Here is a 22,179-nt window from a genome sequence, read left to right on the forward strand (position 1 = left end):
CGACCTGTGACCGACGCCACCGACCTCCGCATCGCCGTGAACCGGCTGTCCCGGACGCTCCGCGCGCAGAAGGCCGACACGACCGTCACCGACGCCCAGTTCGCGGCGCTCGCCCGGCTCCACCGCGACGGTGCGATGACCCTCGCCGACCTGAGCCGCCAGGACGGCGTCACCCCGCCATCGATGACGAAGACCATCGCGGTGCTGGTCGAGCGTGGCCTGGTGTCCAAGGGCGGCCACGACGACGACCGCCGCAAGGTCGTCCTCTGCGCCACCCCGGCCGGGGCCGCGTTCGTCGAGGAGACCCGTCGCCGCCGTGACGGCTGGCTCACGCCGCGGCTCGCCGCACTCACCCCCGTCGAGCGCGCCACCCTCGCCGACGCCACCGAGATCATGAGGAGGCTGGCCCAGCAGTGACCGCCATGTTCCGCTCCCTCGCCGGACGCAACTACCGCATCTGGTTCGCCGGTGCCCTGGTGTCGAACGTCGGTACCTGGATGCAGCGCACCGCCCAGGACTGGATCGTCCTGACCCAGCTCTCCGACAACGACGCCGTCGCGGTGGGGATCACGATGGCGCTGCAGTTCGGCCCGCAGCTGCTGCTCCTCCCCCTGACCGGCCTCGCCGCCGACCGCTTCGACCGTCGCAAGATGCTCATGCTCACCCAGGCACTGATGGGCCTGCTCGGGCTGGGCCTCGGTGTCATGGTCCTCACGCACACCGCGACGCTGCTCGCGCTGTACGGCTTCGCCCTCGCGCTCGGCATCGTCGCCGCGTTCGACACCCCGATCCGCCAGGCGTTCGTCTCCGACGTCGTGCAGGGCGAGAACGTCGCGAACGCCGTCGCGCTGAACTCCGCCTCGTTCAACGCCGCGCGCCTGATCGGTCCCGCGGTCGCGGGCGTGCTCATCGCCGCCATCGGCTCCGGCTGGGTGTTCGTCATCAACGCCGGCTCGTTCCTGGCGGTCCTCATCGCGCTGCGCTTCGTCGACCCCGCACAGCTCGCCGAGCGGGTGCACGCCGGCCGCGGCAAGGGGCAGATCGTCGCCGGCTTCCGGTACGTGCGCACCCGGCCGGACATCATCGTCGTGCTCTGCATGATCTTCGTCGTCGGCACGTTCGGCGTGAACTTCCCGATCTTCACCTCGACGATGGCGCGCGTCGAGTTCCACCAGGGTGCCGGCGAGTTCGGCCTGCTCAACTCGGTGATGGCGATCGGATCGGTGTTCGGCGCCCTGATGTCCGCCCGCCGGGACAAGCCGCGGATGCGCACGCTGGTGCTCGCCGCCGGAGGCTTCGGCCTGGCGTGCACGGCTGCCGCCCTCGCACCCACGTACTGGACGTTCGCGTTCGTCCTGGTGTTCGTCGGACTCGCGGCACTGACCTTCATGACCACCGCGAACGCCCTGGTCCAGACCACCACGAAGCCCGCGATGCGCGGCCGCGTGATGGCGCTCTACATGGCGATCTTCGCCGGCGGCACCCCCATCGGCGCCCCGATCGTCGGTGCCATCGCGGACGCGTGGGGTCCCCGCTGGGCCATCGCGGTCGGAGCGGCGTCGGGCTTCGTGGCGCTCGCCATCGCGATCGTCTGGCTCGTCCGCTTCCAGCGCCTCCGGCTCCGGTACGACGCGGACACCCGCCTGCACCTCGCGGTCACGCACGCGATGCCGGTTGTCGGCACCCGCGCCTCGCGCGCCGCGCTCCGCCAGGAGTTCGAGCGGGAAGAGGCGGTCGCCGACCGCTCCAGCGCCGTCTGACGCGTCCACTCCGCGAACGCGATAGATCTCCGCGACGCGGCAGCGCTCACCTCGCGAAAGCGACAGATCTCCGCGAACTGTTGGCGGGGCTCTGACGCTTTCGCGTGGCGGACGGGAGGCACGGGTCGGGCCCGCCACGGGCCTCCCGGCCGTCGCCGGTCCCGTCCAGGGCCGCGATCAGTGCGCGGGTTCGGTCACCGCGAAGACGCGCTCGTCGAGCGCCGCGGTGACACGGTCCGCAGCGGCCGCGAGCCGGTCGCCGGCATCGCCGACGACGCCGAGGGCTGCGTCCGCCGGGACGGCCTCGAGCCGGTCGCGGGCGGCGGAGAACGCCGCGACCTCCTCCGCGACGCAGGACGGAGCCACGTCGGCCAAGCACTCGGCGGCCCGTCGGACGGTGAAGCGCAGCGACCGCGGACTGTGCTCGTCCAGGAGCAGGAACGCCGCGGCGTCGTCCGGCACCGGATGGTGGTCCCGACCACGCAGGAACGCCTCGCCCGCACCGCAGGCCCGGAGCGCCGCCGTCCACGAGGTGACCGAGTCCGGTTCGAGCAACCCCGAGGCGAGCAGTCGGGCGGTCGAGGCGACCCGGGTCAGGGAGCGGCCCAGGGTGAAGAACTCCCAGACCTCGTCGCGACTGGCGTCCCCCTCGACCACGCCGATCGCGAGGGCGCTGCGCTCCCGCGCCCAACCGAGGAACTCGTGCGCGCGGCCCGGGGCGATCTTGCGCGGCATGCGCGAACGGGTGACGTCGAGGCAGTCCCAGAGTTCGCTCGAGACGACCTCGCGGGCTCGACGGGCGTGGTCCCGCGCGACGGCGACCGCAGCGGCGATGGACGCCGGCTCGTGGCGGTCCAGCGCCAGGGCGTCGATGGTCGCGGACCGGTCGGCGTCGTTCGCCGGTCCGGCGGTCCCCACCACCGAACGGAGCTCCGCGGCGACGGCCCGGTCGTCCTCGACGGTGCCGGGTTCGCGTCGGGCGACGTAGACGTCGAGCAGGCGTGCGACCACGTCGGTGCGCTCGACCGCGCTCCCCACGTGGAAGACGTTCCCCGCGAGTCGGCTCAGCACGGCTGCTCCTGCATCCCCAGAACCTAACCAGCGGGCGTTGCGGGAGTGTTTCGGAGCCGCGTCACGGGTGTTGCAGTGTCCGATGTCCGCGCACGGGCCTGGGTCTCCGCCGCGATACCGGCTCCTCGCTAGACAATCTAACTAGAGCGTCTAGCATTGCAGGATGACGTCCGAGGTCCTGACCAGCACCGCGGGGTTCTGGTACGAGGACTCCCCGGTCACCGCCGTCGACGTCCTGAACGCCCTGCGCCGGTACCGCACCGCCGAGAGCGCCGCGCAGCGTCGGGCTCGTGAAGCCCTGGGCATCGGCGAGAACGCGCTTCTCGCACTGCGGGTCCTCATCGACGCCGAGCACGACGGCCGGACCGTCAACGCGAAGGACCTGGCCGAGCGCCTCGAGATCACGGCGGCGTCGACCTCGGCACTCGTCGACCGACTGGTCCGCAGCGGCCACGTCGAGCGGCACCAGGACCCGATCGACCGCCGCGGCGTGATCCTCACCGCGACGGGGTCGTCGATGGGTCACGCCCTGCGCGTGATCGAAGAACTCGACGCCCGTGCCCTCGAGGTCACCGAGCACGTGCCGACCGACGAAATGGCCGTCGTCGTGGACTTCCTCGACGAGATGGTCCGCGTGGTCGACGACGTCGACGCAGGCGCCCGCACGCTCCGCCGCGCGTAACCTGCTGTCCATGGACCCTCGCGGCACGCACGACCCCGAGGACGACATGCCGTTCGCCGAACTCGACTCCCGGGCCCGCGCCGACGCCGCACTCCGACGGATCCAGGGCGGGGCCGATCCGGCGCGCGAGGCCTTCGACCTGGCGAACACCATGAACGACGAGGCCGTGGGGCGGCTCACGGCGCGGCTGCGACGGTTCCTCCGCCGCGACTGACGCGTCGGCGCGCGCGTCGACTCGCGCGTCGACTCGCGCGTCTACTCAGAAGGCGGTGCCGACCGCCGCGATGTCGTCGCCGCCGTGCCCGGCCGCACTCGCGTCGGCGTAGACGCGACCGAGGGCGTCGAGGAGCGTGGTGGACACGTCGTTCGCCCGCGCAGCCTCGGCGATGAGGCCGATGTCCTTCCGCAGCCCGTCGAGTGCGAACTGTGCCGGGAACTCCCCCGCGATGATCGCCGCGCCCTTGGTGTGCGCGTAGGCCGAGTCGCTCGCGCTGCCGTCGATCGCGTCGAGGAACAGCTGCGGATCGAGCCCGAGCGCCGCGGCGAGGGCGAGCGACTGCCCCGTGGCCGCGGTGATCGAGGCGATCCAGGCGTTGGCCGCGAGCTTGAGCGCGGTCCCGTCGCCGACCCGCTCGCCGGCGCGGATGGTCTTCGCGCCGATCGCGTCGAGCACCGGGACGACCCGGTCGACCTGGTCGGCGGGGCCGGCCGCCAGCATGGTGAGCTTCCCCTGCTCCGCCGGGGCCTTCGTGCCGAGCATCATCGCCTCGACCAGGGTGATGCCGTACTTCGCGGCGAGCTGCACGACGGTCTCGGTGCCGTCGACGCCGATCGTGGACGCCTGCACCCACACGGCGTCGGTCGGAGCGTCTCCGGCGGCCTGTTCGAGCACGTCGACCACGGCGTCGGTGTCGAAGAGGGTCAGGAGGACCACCTCGGCGTGCTCGACGGCGGCACCCGGGTCCGCGGCGACCGTCGCACCGTGCTCACCGAGCGGCGCGGCCTTGTCGGCACTCCGGTTCCAGACCGTGACCTGGTGCCCCTCGCGCAGCAGTGATCCCGCCACGCCGGCACCCATCGCCCCGGTCCCCAACACCGTCACTCGCACGCGCGTCTCCGTCCTGCCACGGCTCGGTGCCCCGGCGTTCCCGACGCTACGCGCTCGACCGTCGTCGCTGTCAGAGGAGCCCGCGGGCCTGCAGCCAGGTGGCCGGGTCGACCGGGACCCCGCCGACGATGACTTCGAAGTGCAGGTGCGCCCCGGTGGAGACGCCGGTGTTGCCGACGGCGCCGAGGCGTTGGCCGGCCGACAGGACCTGACCGGGTCGCACCCCGATCGCCGACAGGTGGCCGTACCGGGTCTGGGTGCCGTCGGCGTGCTGGAGGAGGACCTGGTTGCCGTACCCGCCGAGGACCCCGGCGGAGACGACACTGCCGGGCATCGCGGCGACGACGGTGGTGCCGATCGGAGCCGCGAAGTCGATGCCCTGGTGGTTCGTCGAGCAGGCGGAGCACCCGGTCACCCAGCGCGAGCCGAACCCGCCGGCGGTCGGCACGTTCCCCGCGGTGGGGCGGGCCGCGGCATCCGACGAGCCGACGGCGGTCGCACGTGCCTGCGCGGCGGCAGCCCTGCCGATCGAGAAGCCGTCGCGGTCGACGGAGAGCCGGGCGGAACCGTCGGCGACGAACTGCTGCACGCCGGGCACGGGACTGCTCGGCGACGGGGTCGATGCCATCGCGGTTTGCGGGGAGCCGACGGCGACGAAGAGACAGGTCACCGCGGCGGTCGCCGTCGCGGGCAGGGCGCGGCGGACGGAACTGCGGAAGGAGGAGGGGGAAGCCGGGGTGGCGGAAGGGGGAGCCACCACCCCGGCGGCTCTGGGGGCGTCCGGACGCGTGCCGTGCCCAGCACGGCGCCGCTCGGACGCTTCGGGACGGCGGGTGCGGAGGCGGTTCGCGGCCCGCCGTTCGGCACCGCGCGGGCGCAGCGGGAGGCCGTCAGCGGGCGTCGTCATCGCTCGGGGACCGCCGGGCTCAGACGCGGACGACGCCGTCGCGGGCGATCCGGTCGAGTTCGGTCGCGACGGCGTCGACGACCGCTCGGGTGATGGCGTCGGCGACGGTCTCGACCAGGACGAGCTGCTCGGGCTGCACGCGGAGCTCGGTGACCACCGACGGGGTGACGCGGACCGTGATGTCGTCGATCGCGGCGACGAGGGCCGCGGGCACGAGGGTCGAGTCACCGGCACGGACGGGAGCGGTCATCGGTGAGGTCGGTGCGGGCGCTGCGGCCGCGCGAGCCGGGGTCGGAACCGGTGCCGGGACGACGGGGGCCTCGGGCTGGTCGCGTCGCTGGGCGATGGAGTCGAAGAGCGGGGTGGAGGACATGCTGCTGACCGTCCGATCTGAGTCGTGGTTGCGGGCCGTTGTCGGGCGACCCGTCGGGGATGCGTGCCGTGCGGCACGTCCCTCATTCAACCATCGATATTTCAGATGTGCAATAGTGACCGAACAGATCGCGATCAGTCGGGGTCGACGGCAGCCGCGGTCGGGTCGTCGGGCTGCAGTGCCCGCTTGACCCGCTCGACGATCGTCGCCGGCGGGTTGTTGTACGTGTTCGCCGGCTCCTGCCCGCTGAGCTCCTGGATCGCGGTCATCACCGCATCGGTCGCGTGACGGCGCGCGCGTCCGGACGATGCCTCACCGAACGAGGACAAGTCGATCGGCTTCCCGAACTCGATCGTCACCTTCGCGAGCTTCGGCAGCTTCGAGCCGACGGGCTGCACGTCCTGCGTGCCCGTCAGCGCCACGGGCACCACGGGCGCGCCGCTCGTCAGGGCCAGCCAGGCCACACCCGTGCGGCCCTTGTAGATCCGGCCGTCCAGGGAGCGGGTGCCCTCCGGGTAGATCGCGAAGGCCTCGCCCTCGTTCAACCGCGCGAGCCCCAGGTCGAGCGCCTGCTGCGCCGCGGCGCCCGCACCACGTTCGACGCCGATCGCACCGATGCCGCCGAAGAACGCCCGCGACACCGCGCCACGGAACCCGGTGCCGGTGAAGTACTCCTGCTTCGCCAGGAAGGCGACCTTCCGCGGTGCCATCAACGTGATCGCCGGGGAGTCGATGAAGGAGCGGTGGTTGCTCGCGAGGATCACCGGCCCGCGCTTGGGAACGTTGCGGCGTCCGATGATCTTCGGTCGCCAGAGCATCCGCGCGAGCGGTGTCACCACTGCGCGGCTCAGCACGGTGGCGAACTTGGTCGAACCGGACACCGGGCCTCCTCGTCGTGACGGCGAACTCCCGAGTGTAATCACGCCTGCGAGCAGTACATGCCCACGGCGGCATGCACGTCCGACCGTGGGGTCAGTCGGCCTCGGACGCGACGACGTCGAGCACCGCGCGGCCGTACCGCTCGAGCTTCGCGGCACCGACCCCGGAGATCTCGGCGAGCTGGTCGACGTCGGCCGGACGCACCGCCGCGATGCCGCGGAGCGTCGCGTCGTTGAACACCACGTACGCCGGCACACCCTGCTCGCGCGCCTGGGCTGCACGCCAGACTCGGAGCGCCTCGAACAGGCCGACCGCCTGCTGGGGCATGTCGGTGACGACGGTCCGGCGGGACGACCGGCTCGCCCGCGTCGCCTTCACCGGGTCGCGGCGCATCCGCACCTGGACCTTGCCGGTCAGGACCTCGGCGCTCGTCGGGCTGAGGACGACCGTGCCGAACCCGTCGCCCGAGACCGCGGCGTAGCCCTGCGCGAGCAGCTGCCTGGCCACCGCGCGCCACTCGCCGTCGGACAGGTCGGAACCGATGCCGAAGGTCGCCAGGGACTCGTGCTGCAGTTCCTGCACCCGCGGTGACTGCTTGCCGACCAGGATGTCGACGAGGTGGGCGACGCCGTACCGCTGACCGCGCTCACGCTCGAGCCGGACGACCGTGGACAGCAGCTTCTGCGCGGGCACGGTGCCGTCCCACGACTCGGGCGGGGCGATGCACGTGTCGCAGTTGCCGCAGGCCGTGGACGGCTGCCCGAAGTACGCCAGGAGCCGCACCCGGCGGCACTCGATCGTCTCGCACAGGCTCAGCATGGCGTCGAGGTGAGCGCTGAGCTGCCGACGGTGTGCGGCGTCGCCCTCGGACTGGTCGATCATCCGTCGCTGCTGCACGACGTCGTTCAGGCCGTACGCCAGCCACGCGGTCGAGGGCAGGCCGTCGCGCCCGGCACGACCGGTCTCCTGGTAGTACCCCTCGACCGACTTCGGCAGGTCGAGGTGCGCCACGAACCGGACGTCGGGCTTGTCGATGCCCATGCCGAAGGCGATCGTCGCGACCATGACGATGCCGTCCTCGCGCAGGAAGGTCGACTGGTTGCGCGCTCGCACCCGGGCGTCGAGCCCCGCGTGGTACGGCAGCGCCTGGATGCCCTGTTCGGCCAGTGCGGTGGCGGTCCGCTCGACCGACTTGCGCGACAGGCAGTAGACGATGCCCGAGTCGCCGCTGTGCTCGGTGCGGATGAAGGTGAGGAGCTGCTGCAGCGCGCCGGTCTTCGGTTCGATGCGGTACTGGATGTTCGGGCGGTCGAAGTCGGCGACGAAGTGTGCGGCGTCGTCGAGGCCGAGCCGCGCCGAGATCTCCTGGTGGGTCTGCGGGGTCGCCGTGGCCGTGAGGGCGATCCGGGGCACGGTCGGCCAGCGCTCGTGCAGGACGCTCAGCTCGAGGTAGTCCGGCCGGAAGTCGTGGCCCCACTGGGCGACGCAGTGCGCTTCGTCGATGGCGAACAGCGACACCCGCGCCCGGTCGAGGAGCGCGCGCGTGGACTCGAGCCGGAGCCGCTCGGGCGCGAGGTAGAGCATGTCGACCTCGCCCTGGACGACCGCGCGCTCGACCCGGGCACGCTCGTCGGGCCCCTGCGTCGAGTTGAGGAAGGCGGCACGCACCCCGTTCGCCGCGAGGGCGTCGACCTGGTCCTGCATGAGCGCGATGAGCGGCGACACCACGACCCCGACGCCGTCGCGTACGAGCGCGGGCACCTGGTAGCAGAGCGACTTGCCACCGCCGGTGGGCATGAGCACCAGGGCGTCACCGCCGGCGACCACCTGGTCGATGATCGCCGCCTGCTCGCCACGGAAGTCGTCGTAGCCCCACACGCGGTGCAGGACGTCGAGCGCGGCGGCTCGCGAAGCAGACACGGCGGCGGGCGCGGGCGTGGTGCTCATGCCACGAGCCTACGGGCGACCGGCGACACCCACGGCACTGTCCACAGCGGCACTGTCCACAGCAGCTGCGTCGACATCGTTGGCGTTAGCCGGCGCGACGGCCCAGCCCGTGCCCGCCGGGCCGAGCCAGCGCTTGCCACCCGCCCACACCGGCGGCGTCCCGCGGAACCGCGGCGCCTGGTGCCCGGCGAACGTCCGGTCGAGCTTCCGCCACCACGCCAGGACCTCGACCATGCCCCAGAACGCGAGCGAGGTGCCGAGGGTGACGAGCCAGCCACCGAGCGTGCCGTTGGCGTCCGAAGACGCCAGGTCGATCCCCGACCAGCCCGGCGCCTGCAGCACGAAGATCATGATGTTGTTGAAGGCGTGCTGCAGCACGGTGGCCTCGAGACCGCCGGTGCGGAGCACGATGATCGCCGCGATCAGGCCGAACGAACCGACGTCGAGGATGCCCCAGACGTTGTAGCCGTTCGGGATGTGCAGCACCGCGAAGACGACGGTCGACACCGCGACGGCGATGATCGTGCCGGTGCGTCGCGGGATCCACGAGGCGATCGTCTGCATGAGGAAACCGCGGAAGATGAACTCCTCGGCTGCGCCCTGGAACGGCACGAGCAGGACGACCAGGACGATCGTGAGCGTGAGGGTGCCCAGGGACACCGTCGACTGCCCGATCGCGGCGTGGTTCCACGCGAAGCCGCCGTCGGTCGTGATCATCCCGCCGTCCCAGAACAGGCCGGTCTGCACCACGAACATGATCACCGCGATGACCAGGGTCGGCAGCAGACACCATGCCGTCCAGGCCCACCGCACCCGGAAGCGCGTCGACGTCAGGATCGCGCCGGGCCCGAGCCGTGCGACCTTGACCGCCAGCAGGATGCCGGGCAGCAGGATGACCAGCGACACCAGGGTCAGCGACAGGATCAGCGGATCGGTCGGGTCGAGGGCTCCGCGCTGCAGGTCGTCGAGCAGGTCGTACAGGCCGGACTCGCCCCCGACCGCCGCGACCGGGACGAAGTACGCGACGGTGATGAGCACCTGCGAGGCGAGGTACCAGCCCGCCAGGAACGCGAGGGCGACCAGCGGGCGCCACCACCTCCATCGTGCGTCGACACGGGGCAGGCGGTGGTAGGGAACACTCACGCCCCGCAGGCTACCGGGCCGGGCAGGATGGGACCCGTGCTCACCGTGCTGTTCGGCCTGACCGGAGCCGTCGTCTACGGTTTCGCCGACTTCCTCGGCGGGCTCGCGTCGCGGCGCATCCGTCCGGTGGCGGTCACCGCCGTCGCCGCGGCGATCGGGATCGTGCCGCTGCTGATCGGTCTGGCCGTGCTCGGGGGGACGCCGTCGTGGGCGGGCACCCTCTGGGGCGCCGTCGCCGGACTGTCCGGCGCGGTCGGGGTCCTGCTGCTCTACGCCGCGTTGGCGATCGGCCCGATGAGCGTGCTGTCCCCCCTGACCGCGGTGTTCGCCGCCGTCGTCCCGGTCCTGGTGGCCGTGGCCCGCGGGACCGTCCTGTCACCGCTGGCCGTCGCCGCGGTGGTCGTGGCCGTCGTCGCGGTGGTGCTGGTGGCGGCCGTGCGGGACACCTCGGGTGCACGACTCACCCTGCGTGGGGTCGTCGCGGCCGCGGTGGCCGGGTGCGGGTTCGGCGGCATCGTGCTGGCGTACGACGCGACCCCGCCGGGCGCGGGCATCCACCCGCTCGTGGTCGCGCGGGTGCTGCAGACGGTGCTGCTGGGTGCGGCGGCGCTCGTGGTGACGGTGCATGCCGGGCGCGGGGCGCGGTCTGGAGGCGCGGCAGACCCCGCAGCGTCGGTCGGCGTCGCGGGGTCTGCCGTGCCTCCAGGGCGCTGGTGGCCGCCGCGTCTGCTGCTGACGGTCGCGGCGTGCGGCGTGCTCGACGCCCTGGCGAACGTGTGCATCCAGGCGGCGCTGCACGCGAGCGACGACCCGGGCACCCTGCCCGTCGTGAGCGTGCTCAACGCGCTCTACCCGATCGGCACGGTCGTGCTGGCCGGGGTGGTGCTGCGGGAGCGGTTGACCGCGCCGCAGTGGATCGGCATCGCGCTGGCGTTCATCGCGTCGGTGGGCCTGGCCCTGGCGTGACCGGACGACTCAGACGTCGGGGATGAGTCGCTTGCCGAGCGACACGGTGCGGTCGTCGGAGTACCCGAGGGACTCGTAGAACCCGAGCACCCGCTCGTTGCCGGCACGGATCTGCAGGTTGAGCTTCGGGCAGCCGAGGTCGGTGAGCAGCCGCTCGAACTCGGCCATCAGCGTCCGACCGAGACCGGAGCCCTGCAGGTCCGGCTGCACGGCGAGGTAGTTGACCCAGCCGCGGTGCCCGTCGAAACCGGCCATCCCCGCGGCGACGACCCCGCTGCGCTCCGACTCCGCCACCAGGAAGAGCTCGGGTTGGACCGTGGCCTTGCGCGCGATGTCGCGGCGGGGGTCGTTCCACGGGCGGACGAGACCGCACGATTCCCAGAGGGCGACGACCGCGTCGGTGTCGTCGGCGCGGAACGGGCGGATCCGGTACTCCATCCCCCCACGTTACGGGGGTGTGGAGAACGTCGTCACCGGGCCGTCGTCGTGATCTGATAGACCTGTCCGACCGACCAGCCGATCAGGAGCCCCGTGACCGCACACGACACCATCCCGTCGCGCCGCAGCACGCGGGACGACGACGGCGGCAGACGGTCCGGGCGCCGTTCCCCCCGGCGACGGCAGACGGTCGGTGGCGCGATCGTCTCGCTCATCGCCGAACTGCTCATCATCGCGGGTGCCGGCACCGGGCTGTACGTGGTGTGGACCGCCTGGTGGACGGACGTCGTGGCGGTCAACGAGCAGTCGAAGCTCGTCGAGGGACTCGACCAGCTGAAGACCCCGGACGGGGCCGGAACCGAGCACCGCGGCACCGCACCTGTGCTCGCCGAGCCACCGGATCTCTCCGACGTGTTCGGCACGATGCAGATCCCCCGCTTCGGCAAGGACTACAACCGGCCGATCGGCGAGGGCACGGACCGTGAGAAGGTCCTCAACACCATCGGGCTCGGGCACTACCAGGACACCGCGATGCCCGGTGCTCCCGGCAACTTCGCCGTCGCCGGGCACCGCGTGACCTACGGCAAGCCGCTCAACCAGATCGCGGAGCTCAAGAAGGACGACTCCGTCGTCGTGCGGGTCACCGACGCGAAGGCGAAGTTCGACGTCTGGTACGTCTACAAGGTCACCGACAGCCAGATCGTCACGCCGGACCACATCGAGACGATCGCGCCGGTGCCGAACAAGCCCGGAGTCGACCCCTCGCCGTCGGACCGCTGGCTGACCCTGACCGCGTGCCACCCGATGTGGTCGGCAGCCGAACGGTTCGTCACGCACGCGAAGCTCGACTACTGGATGCCCGCTTCCGAGGGCACCCCGAAGGAACTCTCGGAGACGGCCAAGTGATCTTCCCCCTGGTCTGGCGGCTGCTGCCCGGCCCCACGTTCCTGAAGGTGCTCGAGCTGCTCGTGCTGCTCGCAGCGATCGTGTTCGTGCTGTTCCAGTGGGTGTTCCCGTGGATCGCGGCGGACATCCTGCCGCCGCCGGACGGCACCGTGGAGTCCACGCCTACCCCGTGACGGGTTACACCCGGAACCAGGACCGGCGCCGGACGGCAGGCGGCGTCAGACCGTTGTCGTCACCTGCGAGCCGCCGGCCGCGGTGCGACGCACGGCGATCCGCTCCGGGATCCGCTGCTTGAGTTCCTCGACGTGGCTGACGATGCCGACCTGCCGTCCACCGGCGGTCAGTCGCGACAACTGCCCGATGACGTCGTCGAGGGTCTCCGGGTCGAGCGTGCCGAACCCCTCGTCGACGAAGAGCGTGCCGAGCGAGACGCCACCGGCCTCGGCTTGCACGACGTCGGCCAGCCCGAGCGCCAGGCACAGCGACACGGTGAACGTCTCGCCGCCGGACAGGCTGCGGGGGTCCCGCACGGTGTCGGTGGTGTGGTCGTGCACGGCGAGTGCCAGGCCGGTCCGGCGTGCCCGTGACCCGGACTCCCGCTCGTCCGAGGTCTCGAGCGTGAACCGCCCCGCGAGCATCGCCCGGAGTCGGTCGTTGGCCGCGGCGACGACGTCCTCGAACCGGCGCATGAGCACGTAGGTGCCCAGGGTGATCCCCGTCGGGTTCGCCGCGGTGACCCCGTTCGCGATGTCGGCGAGCCGGACCACGGCGCGGCTGCGTGCCGACGTCTCGTCACGGGCACGGGTCGCCCGGGTGACCTCGGTCGCGCACCGGTCGACCGCGTCGGCACGGTCGGCCGCGGAGACGGTGACCGCGGCGGCCTCGTCGAGTGCGGCGGCAGCGCGCTGGCGTCCGGCCCGGGCGCCGTCGAGGTCGAGGCGTTCCGCGGAGTCGTCCGCCGCGGCGACCACGGCGGGTTCGGCCAGACCGGCCACGACGACGGCCCGCTCGGCCTCGGCCGCACTGATCAGCGCCCGCAGCCGGTCGGTGCTGTCGGGTTCGAGCCGTCCGGCCCGCGCTGCGGCGACGTCGGCGAAGTCCTGGCCGTCGAGGACCCGGTCGACCTCGGTACGGCGGTCGTCGCGGGCACGGGTCGCGGCGGCCACCCGTTCGTCGGCCTGCACGACCGCGCGGTACGCCTCGAGTCGCTCGTCGAGGAGTTCGACGGCCGTCCGGAGCGTCGCGGGGCGGTCGTCGAGGAGTGCTCCGAGCCGTCCGAGCGCCGCGGCCACGGTGCCGAGGTCGGTGTCGAGCCGCTCGGCGTCGGCCAGCGCGGTCGAGACCAGGACGGTCCGCCGTGCGTCGAGGTCGTTCCGCTCGCGCTGGAGCCGTCCGGTCGTCGTGTCGTGCTCCGCCCGCTGCCGCTCGTGCTGCAGGACGAGCGCGGCAGCGTCGTGCGCGGCCCGGACCCGTTCGTCGGCGGCCGCGGTCAGGGCGTCGAGCGCGGCGGTGTCGACCGCGCCGACGACGTCGACGAGCCGCTGGTGTTCGGCACGTTCGACCGCCAGGTCCGACGCGGCGTCGGCGAGGTGCTGGTCCGCTCGGCGAGTGGCGTCGCCGGCGGCGTCGACGGCCGCGGTCGTGGGGTGGTCGTCCTGCGGGGTCGCCACCGAGGGGTGCGCCGTCGACCCGCAGACCGGGCACGGGTCGCCGGTCGTGAGCGCCGCGCCGAGTTCTCCGGCGAGCCCGGCGATCCGGCGTTCGCGGAGTGCCCGCTCGGCCGCGAGGGCCTCGGTCGCCGACCGGCGCGCGGCAGCGACGGACTGCTCGGCCGTGGCGACCCGTTGCGCTGCGTGGTCGCGCGCCACGAGGTCGGCTCGGAGGGACCGGATCCGGGTGACCTCGTGCGCGGCGGCGTCCGAGTCGGCTGCCGTGCGGGCCGCGGTGCGTGCAGCCTCGACGATGCGGGCCCGCTCGGTGGGACGGGCGTCGAGTGCGGCGTCGCGTTCGAGCAGCTGCTCGGCGATCTGCTCGGCGTCCGCGGTGGCCCCGGCGATGGCGGACCGACGGGCAGCGGCGCCGTCCTCGACCGCGACGAGGTGCCGGACGGCCGACAGGTCGTCGGCCAGGGCGTCGCGTCGCAGCACGACGGCGTCGGCGTCGGCGGTGATCCCGTGGCGGTCACGCAGCGACCGGGCGGCCGCAGTGGTCTCGTCGGCGCGCGTGACTTCGGCGTCGAGTCCGTCGGCCACGGCGGTCACCCGGGCAGCGCGTTCGCCGAGGGCGACGGCCGACCGGGCGGCGTCGACGGCGGGGGCGTCGTCGTCGAGCGCGGCCCGTCGCACGAGCAGCCCCGCGCGTCGCTCGAGGGCGGTCGCACGCGCCGTGACCGCCTGTTCGTGCTCGGCAGCGGTGGTCGCCGCCGCGGCTGCTGCAGCACGCACGGCGGCAGCGGCATCGGCGGCCGCACGGACCGACGCCACCGTCGACGGCACGACGGTCTCGTCGGCGTCGTCGAGACCGGCGGCCTGGGCGAAGCGGTTCAGGGCATCACGTACGCGGTCGTCGGCACCGTCGACCTCGGCCTGCACGGCACGGCGCCGCGCGGCGAGCTCGTCGGCCGTGCGGTCGTAGACCTGCGTGCCGAACAGGGACTGCAGGAGCTTGCGGCGCTCTTCGCCCGGGGACCGCAGGAACCGTGCGAACTCGCCCTGCGGCAGCACGACGGTCTGCAGGAACTGCGCGCGGTCGAGCCCGACGATGCGGCCGATCTCGACGCCGACCTCGGGGATGCGTGACGACATCGGTTCGCCGGCGACGTCGGACGGGTTCGCCAGACGGAACAGCTGCACGGACGCCTGCTGCTTGACGGTGCCGGTCCCCCGCTGCTTCGGGCGGTCGTACTGCGGGGTGCGGCGGACCCGGTAGGTCCCTGCGCTGGTCTCGAAGACGAGTTCGACGAACGGCTCCACCGCGGGGTCGGCGTGCTGGCTGTGCAGGCGGTCGGAGCTGGCGTCGGACCCGGCGAGCCCGCCGTACAGGGCGAACACGACGGCGTCGATGATGGTCGACTTGCCGGAGCCCGTCGGCCCCTCGAGCAGGAACACCCCGGAGGCCGCGAGCGCTGCGAAGTCGATGGACACCAGGTCGGGGTAGGGCCCGATGGCGCGGAGTTCGAGTCGGTGCAGGTACATCAGCGGTCCCCCTCGCGCTGCAGCGCCAGCACAGCGGCCTCGTACGCCTCGGTCAGGACGGCGTGTTCGTCGTCGTCCGGGGCGGCACCGGTGGCGAAGGCCACGAAGTCGGCTGCGACCTCGACCGGGTCGGACGTCGCCGTGACCGCTCGGGCCACCGAGGCCGGACCGCGGTCGGCGGGTTCGTGCGTGATCGCCAGCGCATGCGGGAAGTGGTCCTTCACCCGGGCGTACATGCGCTCCGGGTGCACCGTGTCGGTCACGGCCACTCGCACCCACGCGTCGGCGTCGAGCCGGAAGACCCCGGACTCGATGTCGTCGATGCCCCCGCGGACGTCGACCAGGCGGCGCGGCACGGGAGCGGGCACGAGTTCGACCGAGACGGCACCGGCCGCGTCGAGGTCGACCAGGGTCACCGACTTCTGCTGGTGCCGCTCGCCGAACGAGAACGCCAGCGGTGAGCCGGCGTACCGGATCCGTCCGCCGTCGCCGACCCGCTGCGGGCCGTGCAGGTGCCCGAGGGCGACGTAGTCGAAGCCGTCGAAGACCGATTCGGCCACCCGGTCGACACCGCCGACACGGATGTCCTGCTCGCTGTCGCTCGGGTCCGCCCCGCCGACGAAGGCGTGCGCGACGACGACGCTGCGGGTACCGCCGCGCAGCCCGAGGTCGGACCGGATCCGCTCGGTGGCGGCGTGCACGACGGCGTGGTGCGACCGCGCGAGGGGCTCGTCCGGCACGTCGGCGAGTGCGTAGCGGGTGAGGTCGGGGTGCAGGTACGGGATGCCGTAGACCGCCACCGGGCCGTCGGCGTCGGCGACGAGCACCGGGTCGGCGATCCGGGCAGGTTCGGCGAGGATGCGGACGCGGCGGTCCATCACGCCGGCGCCGAAGCCCAGGCGTGCGGCGGAGTCGTGGTTGCCGGGTGTGAGCACCACGGTCGCCGTCTCGGCCAGGCGTTCGAGCACCCGGGACAGCATGCGGACCGCGTCGATCGGCGGGATCGCCCGGTCGTACACGTCACCGGCGATCACGACGAGGTCGACGGAGCGGTCCCGCACGAGGTCGACGAGCCAGTCGGTGAACGCCGCCTGGTGCTCGAGGAGGTCGGCACCGAGCAGCGTGCGGCCGAGGTGCCAGTCGCCGGTGTGCAGGATGCGCATGCGGACACGGTAACGCCGGCCGGGGACATCGCCGGACGGCCGCGCGCCGCCTGTGGAGAACTCAGGGCACGCAGCTCGCCGACGCCAGGCCGAGGACCGAGACGACCCGCACCTTGACGGTCGGCGTGCTGGTCGCGGTCCAGTTGTTGCCGAGGTTCGTGCGGAGGTTCAGCGTGTAGGTCGTGCCGAGGTCGAGCAGGCCCGCACCGCCGTAGACGAGCGAACGCTGTCCGGGGGTCGTGGCGGTCGCGAGCTGGGTCGTCCCGTTCATGAGGTCGAACGAGTTCGGCACGGTGGGGTCCGTGTAGGTCCAGGTGATCGTCACGGTGCTCGACGACGCGGCCGTGCAGGTCAGCGTGGGGACACCGGTGGCCGTGCCCGCCGTGAAGTTCGACACCGGGTTCACGGTCGTCCGCGACCACGGCACGGCCACCGCCTGCGCCGGCACGAGCACCCCGATGCTCCCCGCGATGACGAGGACCGCCGCCGCACCGCCGAAGCGGCGCAGCCGCTGCACGCGACGCTCGTGCACCCGGAGCGAGCGACGGGTGACGACGGTGGTCCCGCCGGACGGGAGGCGCGTGGCGGCGTCGTCCCGTGCCTCCCGGCCGGTGTCGGTACCGTCCGACGGCCCGTCACCCGACCCGTGGGCGGTGTCGCCCCCGTCCGAGCCGTCGGCGTCGTCGTCGTCGATCGCCGCGAGGCGGCGGAGCGACCCGTCGACCGTGCAGAGCGCGAGCAGCGCCGTCAGGCCGAGTGCGAGCACGACGACCTTGACCCACTCCCCCTGCCGGAGCCACAAGATCGGCGCCCCGACGAACGGGATGCGCAGGAAGGCGACCCCGTGCACGGCCGAGCGTTCGAGCGGTGTGGAGTCCTGCTGCGGGTTCGCGTCGCCCTTGGTGACCAGGGTGCCGCCCGGGCCGTCCTCGACGTAGCGGTGCATGCGGAGGTGACCCGGCTGGTCCGGGTCGTCCGCGAGCAGGATCTTGCCCGTCCGGACCTCACCGGACGCGACCGGGCGCGAGACGACGACGTCCCCGGGCGTGAGGCGCGGCTCCATCGACCCGGTCATCACCGTCGTCGGTTGCCAGCCGATCAGCGCGGGAGCTGCCGCCCACAGGGCGAGGCCGAGGAGGGTCGCGACCACACCGCGTGCAACGGTGCCGACGACGACGCGCCCCCAGTCGACGACGTCACGGAGCACGGCGTGCGGTGTGGGACCACCGTGCACTGCGATGCTGCTCATGACTGCCTTCGACCGGGGGCGCGTTCTCGGGGGTGGTGACCGGGGCTGGCTCGGGCTCAGCCCCGGTCACCGGGTGGGGAGGGCTCCCGGCTCAGCTGTTCTGGGCCTCCCAGGTGAGGCCGAGGGACGCGGTGCCGCCCTGCACCGTGTTCGGCGCGGTGCTCGAGACCGTGTAGGTGAAGCGGTAGACGCGCGACTCGGACGCGGACCCGGTCGGGGCCCAGGTGCCGAGGCCGGTGGCGAAGTTCGTCGAGCCGGTGCCGAACGCGGCGAGGGTGCCGTTGTAGAGCGTTCCGCTGGTCGCGGCCGGGGTGAATCCGGTGCAGGAGCCGAAGCCACCGCCGGTGCCCTGCTCGACCTGCAGGTTGATGTTGCCCGAGAGGTTGTTCGTGGTGGCCGGGTTCGTGCCGTACAGCTTCACGGTCGAGGCCAGCGAGCCGGTCGACGTGACCGTGATGCAGTTGGCGCCGGTCGAGCCGGGCTTCAGGCCCGTCGCGGTGAAGAGCGCGGTGTTGTTGTCGTCGTCGGTGAGGGCGACGCTGCCGGCGGTCCAGTTGCTGGTCGGGTTGACGGTGGTGGCCGAGAACGCCGAGTAGGACGCGGTTGAGACGACGACACCCGAGGCGACGAGGGCGGCGGGGATGGCGATCCAGGCCGCGAGACGGGCGGCGCGAGGGGTGACACGAGACATTGCGGGAGCTCCTGATCCGGAAACGGTGGCGCCGTGGTCGCGGTGGTTGGTCGCGTCGGTGCCGTGGTGTTTGCTACGACGATCAAGTTACTTTTCCGCCGAGCAACTCACAAGGGAAGGAACCACCCCCGTGCTGGGGGTATCTTGACGAGTGAGATACTTGTTGACTGAGTCTTCCCACCCCCTGCCGAGAAGAGCCGCCGATGACGGACACCACCCAGCCCGTCCTGCCCGACACCCTGCCGCCCGCGCCCGTGTCGCCGACCGTCTCCGTGCCGGAGCGCGTGGACTCGGACACCGACCTCGCGAAGCTCCTCACCGCCTTCCGCCTGCTCCAGACGCAGCACGCCCGCGTCCTGCACCACGAGAGCGTCGTGCGCGGGCTGAACGCCACCGACACCCGCTTCGTGTTCTTCCTGGCCGCGGCCGACGGCGAGGGGATCACGCCGAAGCAGGCCGGCGAGTACCTCGAGCTCACCACAGGCGCCATGACCTCGCTCGTCGACCGGCTCGAGCAGCGCGGACACCTCGAGCGCCGCCCGAACCCGCAGGACCGTCGCAGCGTGCTGCTGCACCTCACCGCCTCGGGCGCCGAGGTGGCCCGGCAGATCGGCGCCGTGTACTCGGACGCCTTCCGCGAGGTCGTCGCCCCCGCCGACCGAGTCCGGCTCGCCGCCGCGTTCGCCGGGCTCGGCGACGCCCTCGACCGCCACTCGCGCGCGGAGACCGCAGCCCGCTCCGCGTGACCTCGTGTGTCGGGGCGCGCGCGTAGCGTGGTGCGCATGACACCGTCCGAAGTCCTGATCGAAGCGTTCTCCCGCGTCCCCGAGACCGTCGAGCGTGCCGTCGACGGCCTGTCCGAGGACCAACTCGCAGCGCGTCCGGCCGCCGGGGCGAACACCCTGGCATGGCTCGCGTGGCACACCGCCCGTGGGCAGGACGTCCAGATCGCCGACCTCGCCGGCACCGCGCAGGTGTGGACCGCCGACGGCTGGTACGACCGGTTCGGCCTGCCGTTCCCGGCCGAGGCCCTCGGCTACGGCATGTCCCGTGACGACGTCGGTCGCGTGCGTGCCTCGGCCGCGCTGCTCACCGGGTACCTGCGTGCCGTCCACGACCGCACCGTCGCGTACCTCGGCACGCTCGGCCCCGACGACCTCGACCCCGTGGTCGACGACGCGTGGGACCCGCCCGTCACCGCCGGTGCCCGGCTCGTGAGCATCCTCGACGACTGCACGCAGCACGCCGGCCAGGCCGGCTTCGTGCGCGGGTTGCTGTTCTTCAACCGCTGACGCGGTCGCGCGGTCGCGAGGGCGTGCTCGCTTCGTGAGCAGAAATGGTCGGGTCCGATTTCGGGACCCGACCATTTCTGCTCACCATGTGACGGACGGGAGGCCCGTGGCGAGCTCGCCACGGGCCTCCCGTCGTGCGTGTGGTCGCGACTAGCGCGCGGCGAGCTCCGACACGATGCCGTCACCAGGGGCGGCCTGCACGAGGTCCGCCGCGATCTCGGCACGCTCGAGGATGCCCTCGATCTTGCGGATGCGACCACGCGGGACGAGGGTCACGACGGTGCCCTCCTTGCCGGCACGACCCGTCCGGCCGGAGCGGTGCATGTACGCCTTGTAGTCGTCCGGGGCATCCGCCTGCACGACGAGCGACACGTCGTCGACGTGGATGCCGCGGGCGGCGACGTCGGTGGCGACGAGCACGTTCACCCGGCCGCTCGTCAGGAGCTGCAGGTTCCGGGTCCGGCGCGACTGGTTCAGGTCGCCGTGGAGCGACGTGGCACGGATCCCGGCGTCCTCGAACTGGTCGGCGAGGCGCTCGGCGTAGGCACGGGTCCGGGCGAAGACGATCGTCTTGCCGTCGCCGGCGACGAGCTCCTCGAGGACACGGTCCTTCTCGCGCTGCTCGACCACGAGGACACGGTGGTCGATGGTCGAGGACGCCTGGTCCTCACCCGCGACCTCGTGCACGCTCGGCTCGTGCAGGAACTGCTCGACGAGCGCCGCGACCTGGGTGTCGAGCGTCGCGCTGAACAGCAGCTTCTGTGCACGGTTGCCCTGCGGGGTGACCTCGGCGGTGGCGGAGAGGATCTCCTGCACCGGCTCGAGGAACCCGAGGTCGCACATGTGGTCGGCCTCGTCGAGCACGGAGATGACGACCTCGCTGAGGTCGAGCTTCCCCTTGTTCATGAGGTCCTGCACACGACCAGGGGTGCCGACGATGATGTCGACGCCACGCTCGAGCGCACCCTCCTGACGGCCGTACGGCACGCCGCCGTAGATCTGCGTCGTGAAGAGGCCCACCGAGCGGGCGATCGGCTGCACCGTGCGGTCGATCTGCAGGGCCAGCTCGCGGGTCGGCGCGAGGATGAGCGCACGCGGGGCGCGGCCCATCTTGCGCTTCGTGCCGCCGCCGTGCTCCATGAGCTTCTCGACGAGCGGGGCGCCGAACGCGATGGTCTTGCCGGAGCCCGTGCGGCCACGGCCGAGGACGTCCTTGCCGGCGATCACGTCGGGGATCGTCGCGGCCTGGATCGGGAACGGGCTGCTCGCGCCGAGTTCCTGCAGGGCGCGGGAGATGTTGCCGCCGATGCCGAGGTCGCCGAAGGTCACGCCCTCGACGTCCGACGCCACGGTGGACTCGGCCTGGAGCTTCGCGAGCTTGACGTCGTCGGCGGGGACGAACTTGCCGCGCTCCGGCTCGTCGAAGGAGCGGCGGGGAGCGCTGCGGTCGTCGCGGTCGAAGCTGCGACGCGGGCGGTCGTCGTTGTCACGACGGGGCGCACGGTCATCGCGGTTGAAGCTGCGGGGAGCACGGTCGTCGCGGTCGAAGCTGCGACGGGGACGGTCGTCGTTGTCACGACGGGGAGCACGATCATCGCGGTTGAAGCTGCGCGGTGCACGGTCGTCACGATCGAAGCGACGCGGACGGTCGTCGTTGTCACGACGCGGCGCACGATCATCGCGATCGAAGCGACGGGGAGCACGGTCGTCGCGGTCGAAGCTGCGACGGGGACGGTCGTCGTTGTCACGACGCGGAGCGCGGTCATCGCGGTCGAACGAACGACGGGGACGGTCGTCGTTGTCACGACGCGGGGCGCGGTCGTCGCGGTCGAAGCTGCGACGCGGGCGGTCGTCGTTGTCACGACGGGGAGCGCGGTCGTCGCGGTTGAAGCTGCGCGGTGCACGGTCGTCACGATCGAAGCGACGCGGACGGTCGTCGTTGTCACGACGCGGGGCGCGGTCGTCGCGATCGAAGCGACGGGGAGCACGGTCGTCACGGTTGAAGCCGCGACCACCGCGGTCGTCACGCTCCGGGCGGCGCTGGCCGCCGCTGTCACGGGGCTCCCAGTTCGGGCGCGCGGGGCGCTCGCCCTGCGCCGAGCGGCCGCGCCGCTCCTCGGCGTCCCAGCGCTGCTTCTGGCGCGGCGCGGTCGGCTCGGCGGCGCGGAACCCGCGGTGCTTGCTGCTGCGTGCGGCGGGGGTGCCGTTCGGGTGGCGGGGACGATCGGAGGCGCGGTTGTCCGCGCCCTTGTTGTACGGAGCCATGACTGCTTTCTCGGGTGCGCAACGAACCGCAGCGCCCGACAGCGACATCGGCGGGGGCTGCTTGCGGAGAGGGGGTTCATCCCGTCGCGATTCGACGTGATTCCAGCCCTCGAGCAACACACACCCAACAAAAAGCCCGTGATCA

22 protein-coding genes are annotated in these 22,179 nt (G+C 72.5%); 9 read left to right on the forward strand and 13 right to left on the reverse strand.

What is annotated here, in order from left to right:
* Positions 1-6: 6 nt before the first annotated feature.
* Together ACIPV1_RS12580 and ACIPV1_RS12585 are read left to right on the forward strand one after the other, a co-directional pair.
* The gene (locus ACIPV1_RS12580) at positions 7-417 is read left to right on the forward strand and encodes a MarR family winged helix-turn-helix transcriptional regulator (protein ID WP_111085532.1); all 411 of its coding nucleotides are present in this window, start codon (positions 7-9) and stop codon (positions 415-417) included.
* A complete protein-coding gene (locus ACIPV1_RS12585; protein ID WP_402726679.1) occupies positions 324-1,760 on the forward strand; it encodes an MFS transporter in 1,437 nt (478 codons plus the stop codon). The genes ACIPV1_RS12580 and ACIPV1_RS12585 overlap by 94 nt, the downstream gene beginning before the upstream one ends.
* A gap of 177 nt (positions 1,761-1,937) precedes the next feature.
* On the opposite strand, the gene ACIPV1_RS12590 is transcribed toward ACIPV1_RS12585, so the two are convergent.
* Entirely contained in the window at positions 1,938-2,831 is an 894-nt protein-coding gene (locus ACIPV1_RS12590) for an alpha-E domain-containing protein (RefSeq protein WP_159573247.1), read from the reverse strand.
* A gap of 163 nt (positions 2,832-2,994) precedes the next feature.
* Here ACIPV1_RS12590 and ACIPV1_RS12595 point away from each other — a divergent pair, with 163 nt between their 5' ends.
* The gene (locus ACIPV1_RS12595; protein WP_132099453.1) at positions 2,995-3,513 is read left to right on the forward strand and encodes a MarR family winged helix-turn-helix transcriptional regulator; all 519 of its coding nucleotides are present in this window, start codon (positions 2,995-2,997) and stop codon (positions 3,511-3,513) included.
* 10 nt (positions 3,514-3,523) lie between these two features.
* On the forward strand, positions 3,524-3,727 hold the full coding sequence (locus tag ACIPV1_RS12600; RefSeq protein WP_131846957.1) for a hypothetical protein: 204 nt from the start codon (positions 3,524-3,526) through the stop codon (positions 3,725-3,727).
* 45 nt (positions 3,728-3,772) lie between these two features.
* Here the strand turns inward: ACIPV1_RS12600 and ACIPV1_RS12605 are convergent, their stop codons facing one another.
* The 6 genes from ACIPV1_RS12605 to ACIPV1_RS12630 form a co-directional block, all read right to left on the reverse strand.
* On the reverse strand, positions 3,773-4,621 hold the full coding sequence (locus ACIPV1_RS12605; RefSeq protein WP_402726524.1) for an NAD(P)-dependent oxidoreductase: 849 nt from the start codon (positions 4,619-4,621) through the stop codon (positions 3,773-3,775).
* Positions 4,622-4,691: 70 nt separating this feature from the next.
* A complete protein-coding gene (locus tag ACIPV1_RS12610) occupies positions 4,692-5,210 on the reverse strand; it encodes a M23 family metallopeptidase (protein WP_402726525.1) in 519 nt (172 codons plus the stop codon).
* Between the two features lie 337 nt (positions 5,211-5,547).
* On the reverse strand, positions 5,548-5,901 hold the full coding sequence (locus tag ACIPV1_RS12615) for a hypothetical protein (RefSeq protein WP_194671877.1): 354 nt from the start codon (positions 5,899-5,901) through the stop codon (positions 5,548-5,550).
* Positions 5,902-6,035: 134 nt separating this feature from the next.
* Positions 6,036-6,782 carry a 1-acyl-sn-glycerol-3-phosphate acyltransferase gene (locus ACIPV1_RS12620; protein ID WP_123937549.1) on the reverse strand — a complete coding sequence of 249 codons (747 nt, stop codon included), beginning with the start codon at positions 6,780-6,782 and terminating at the stop codon, positions 6,036-6,038.
* A 91-nt stretch (positions 6,783-6,873) separates the two neighbouring features.
* Positions 6,874-8,727, reverse strand: a complete 1,854-nt coding sequence (recQ, locus tag ACIPV1_RS12625; RefSeq protein ID WP_123937548.1) for a DNA helicase RecQ — start codon at positions 8,725-8,727, stop codon at positions 6,874-6,876.
* 9 nt (positions 8,728-8,736) lie between these two features.
* On the reverse strand, positions 8,737-9,870 hold the full coding sequence (locus ACIPV1_RS12630; RefSeq protein WP_402726526.1) for a lysostaphin resistance A-like protein: 1,134 nt from the start codon (positions 9,868-9,870) through the stop codon (positions 8,737-8,739).
* 36 nt (positions 9,871-9,906) lie between these two features.
* Here ACIPV1_RS12630 and ACIPV1_RS12635 point away from each other — a divergent pair, with 36 nt between their 5' ends.
* Positions 9,907-10,836 carry an EamA family transporter gene (locus ACIPV1_RS12635; protein ID WP_402726527.1) on the forward strand — a complete coding sequence of 310 codons (930 nt, stop codon included), beginning with the start codon at positions 9,907-9,909 and terminating at the stop codon, positions 10,834-10,836.
* Between the two features lie 9 nt (positions 10,837-10,845).
* Here the strand turns inward: ACIPV1_RS12635 and ACIPV1_RS12640 are convergent, their stop codons facing one another.
* Positions 10,846-11,274 (reverse strand): GNAT family acetyltransferase, encoded by a 429-nt coding sequence (locus ACIPV1_RS12640; RefSeq protein ID WP_402726528.1) that lies wholly within the window; start codon positions 11,272-11,274, stop codon positions 10,846-10,848.
* Between the two features lie 93 nt (positions 11,275-11,367).
* On the opposite strand from ACIPV1_RS12640, the gene ACIPV1_RS12645 reads away from it, so the two are divergent.
* Both ACIPV1_RS12645 and ACIPV1_RS12650 read left to right on the forward strand, forming a co-directional pair.
* Entirely contained in the window at positions 11,368-12,180 is an 813-nt protein-coding gene (locus ACIPV1_RS12645; RefSeq protein WP_402726529.1) for a class E sortase, read from the forward strand.
* Complete coding sequence (locus ACIPV1_RS12650; RefSeq protein WP_159573240.1) at positions 12,177-12,353, forward strand: hypothetical protein; 177 nt, start codon at positions 12,177-12,179, stop codon at positions 12,351-12,353. The genes ACIPV1_RS12645 and ACIPV1_RS12650 overlap by 4 nt, the downstream gene beginning before the upstream one ends.
* A 45-nt stretch (positions 12,354-12,398) precedes the next feature.
* On the opposite strand, the gene ACIPV1_RS12655 is transcribed toward ACIPV1_RS12650, so the two are convergent.
* From ACIPV1_RS12655 to ACIPV1_RS12670, 4 genes are all read right to left on the reverse strand, one after another.
* Positions 12,399-15,374 (reverse strand): AAA family ATPase, encoded by a 2,976-nt coding sequence (locus tag ACIPV1_RS12655; RefSeq protein ID WP_402726530.1) that lies wholly within the window; start codon positions 15,372-15,374, stop codon positions 12,399-12,401.
* Positions 15,374-16,537 carry an exonuclease SbcCD subunit D gene (locus ACIPV1_RS12660; protein WP_402726531.1) on the reverse strand — a complete coding sequence of 388 codons (1,164 nt, stop codon included), beginning with the start codon at positions 16,535-16,537 and terminating at the stop codon, positions 15,374-15,376. The genes ACIPV1_RS12655 and ACIPV1_RS12660 overlap by 1 nt, the downstream gene beginning before the upstream one ends.
* Positions 16,538-16,598: 61 nt before the next feature.
* Positions 16,599-17,786 (reverse strand): S24/S26 family peptidase, encoded by a 1,188-nt coding sequence (locus ACIPV1_RS12665; RefSeq protein WP_402726532.1) that lies wholly within the window; start codon positions 17,784-17,786, stop codon positions 16,599-16,601.
* 91 nt (positions 17,787-17,877) lie between these two features.
* The gene (locus tag ACIPV1_RS12670; RefSeq protein WP_111085548.1) at positions 17,878-18,477 is read right to left on the reverse strand and encodes a hypothetical protein; all 600 of its coding nucleotides are present in this window, start codon (positions 18,475-18,477) and stop codon (positions 17,878-17,880) included.
* 203 nt (positions 18,478-18,680) lie between these two features.
* Between ACIPV1_RS12670 and ACIPV1_RS12675 the strand changes: the two genes are divergently transcribed.
* On the forward strand, positions 18,681-19,223 hold the full coding sequence (locus ACIPV1_RS12675) for a MarR family winged helix-turn-helix transcriptional regulator (RefSeq protein WP_123937540.1): 543 nt from the start codon (positions 18,681-18,683) through the stop codon (positions 19,221-19,223).
* A gap of 36 nt (positions 19,224-19,259) precedes the next feature.
* Positions 19,260-19,769, forward strand: a complete 510-nt coding sequence (locus ACIPV1_RS12680) for a DinB family protein (RefSeq protein ID WP_123937539.1) — start codon at positions 19,260-19,262, stop codon at positions 19,767-19,769.
* A 150-nt stretch (positions 19,770-19,919) separates the two neighbouring features.
* Here ACIPV1_RS12680 and ACIPV1_RS12685 read toward each other — a convergent pair whose 3' ends face one another.
* A complete protein-coding gene (locus ACIPV1_RS12685; protein ID WP_123937538.1) occupies positions 19,920-22,034 on the reverse strand; it encodes a DEAD/DEAH box helicase in 2,115 nt (704 codons plus the stop codon).
* Positions 22,035-22,179: the final 145 nt, after the last annotated feature.

The organism is Curtobacterium sp. NPDC089991 (assembly GCF_044748425.1).
Classification (GTDB): Bacteria; Actinomycetota; Actinomycetes; order Actinomycetales; family Microbacteriaceae; genus Curtobacterium.

Bases quoted from the DNA above. Each gene is read 5' to 3' on its own strand.
- ACIPV1_RS12595 (WP_132099453.1), top strand. From the start codon at position 2,995: ATGACGTCCGAGGTCCTGACCAGCACCGCGGGGTTCTGGTACGAGGAC.
- ACIPV1_RS12600 (WP_131846957.1), top strand. From the start codon at position 3,524: ATGGACCCTCGCGGCACGCACGACCCCGAGGACGACATGCCGTTCGCC.
- ACIPV1_RS12615 (WP_194671877.1), bottom strand. From the start codon at position 5,901: ATGTCCTCCACCCCGCTCTTCGACTCCATCGCCCAGCGACGCGACCAG.
- recQ (WP_123937548.1), bottom strand. From the start codon at position 8,727: ATGAGCACCACGCCCGCGCCCGCCGCCGTGTCTGCTTCGCGAGCCGCC.
- ACIPV1_RS12640 (WP_402726528.1), bottom strand. From the start codon at position 11,274: ATGGAGTACCGGATCCGCCCGTTCCGCGCCGACGACACCGACGCGGTC.
- ACIPV1_RS12655 (WP_402726530.1), bottom strand. From the start codon at position 15,374: ATGTACCTGCACCGACTCGAACTCCGCGCCATCGGGCCCTACCCCGAC.
- ACIPV1_RS12660 (WP_402726531.1), bottom strand. From the start codon at position 16,537: ATGCGCATCCTGCACACCGGCGACTGGCACCTCGGCCGCACGCTGCTC.
- ACIPV1_RS12665 (WP_402726532.1), bottom strand. From the start codon at position 17,786: ATGAGCAGCATCGCAGTGCACGGTGGTCCCACACCGCACGCCGTGCTC.
- ACIPV1_RS12670 (WP_111085548.1), bottom strand. From the start codon at position 18,477: ATGTCTCGTGTCACCCCTCGCGCCGCCCGTCTCGCGGCCTGGATCGCC.
- ACIPV1_RS12675 (WP_123937540.1), top strand. From the start codon at position 18,681: ATGACGGACACCACCCAGCCCGTCCTGCCCGACACCCTGCCGCCCGCG.
- ACIPV1_RS12680 (WP_123937539.1), top strand. From the start codon at position 19,260: ATGACACCGTCCGAAGTCCTGATCGAAGCGTTCTCCCGCGTCCCCGAG.
- ACIPV1_RS12685 (WP_123937538.1), bottom strand. From the start codon at position 22,034: ATGGCTCCGTACAACAAGGGCGCGGACAACCGCGCCTCCGATCGTCCC.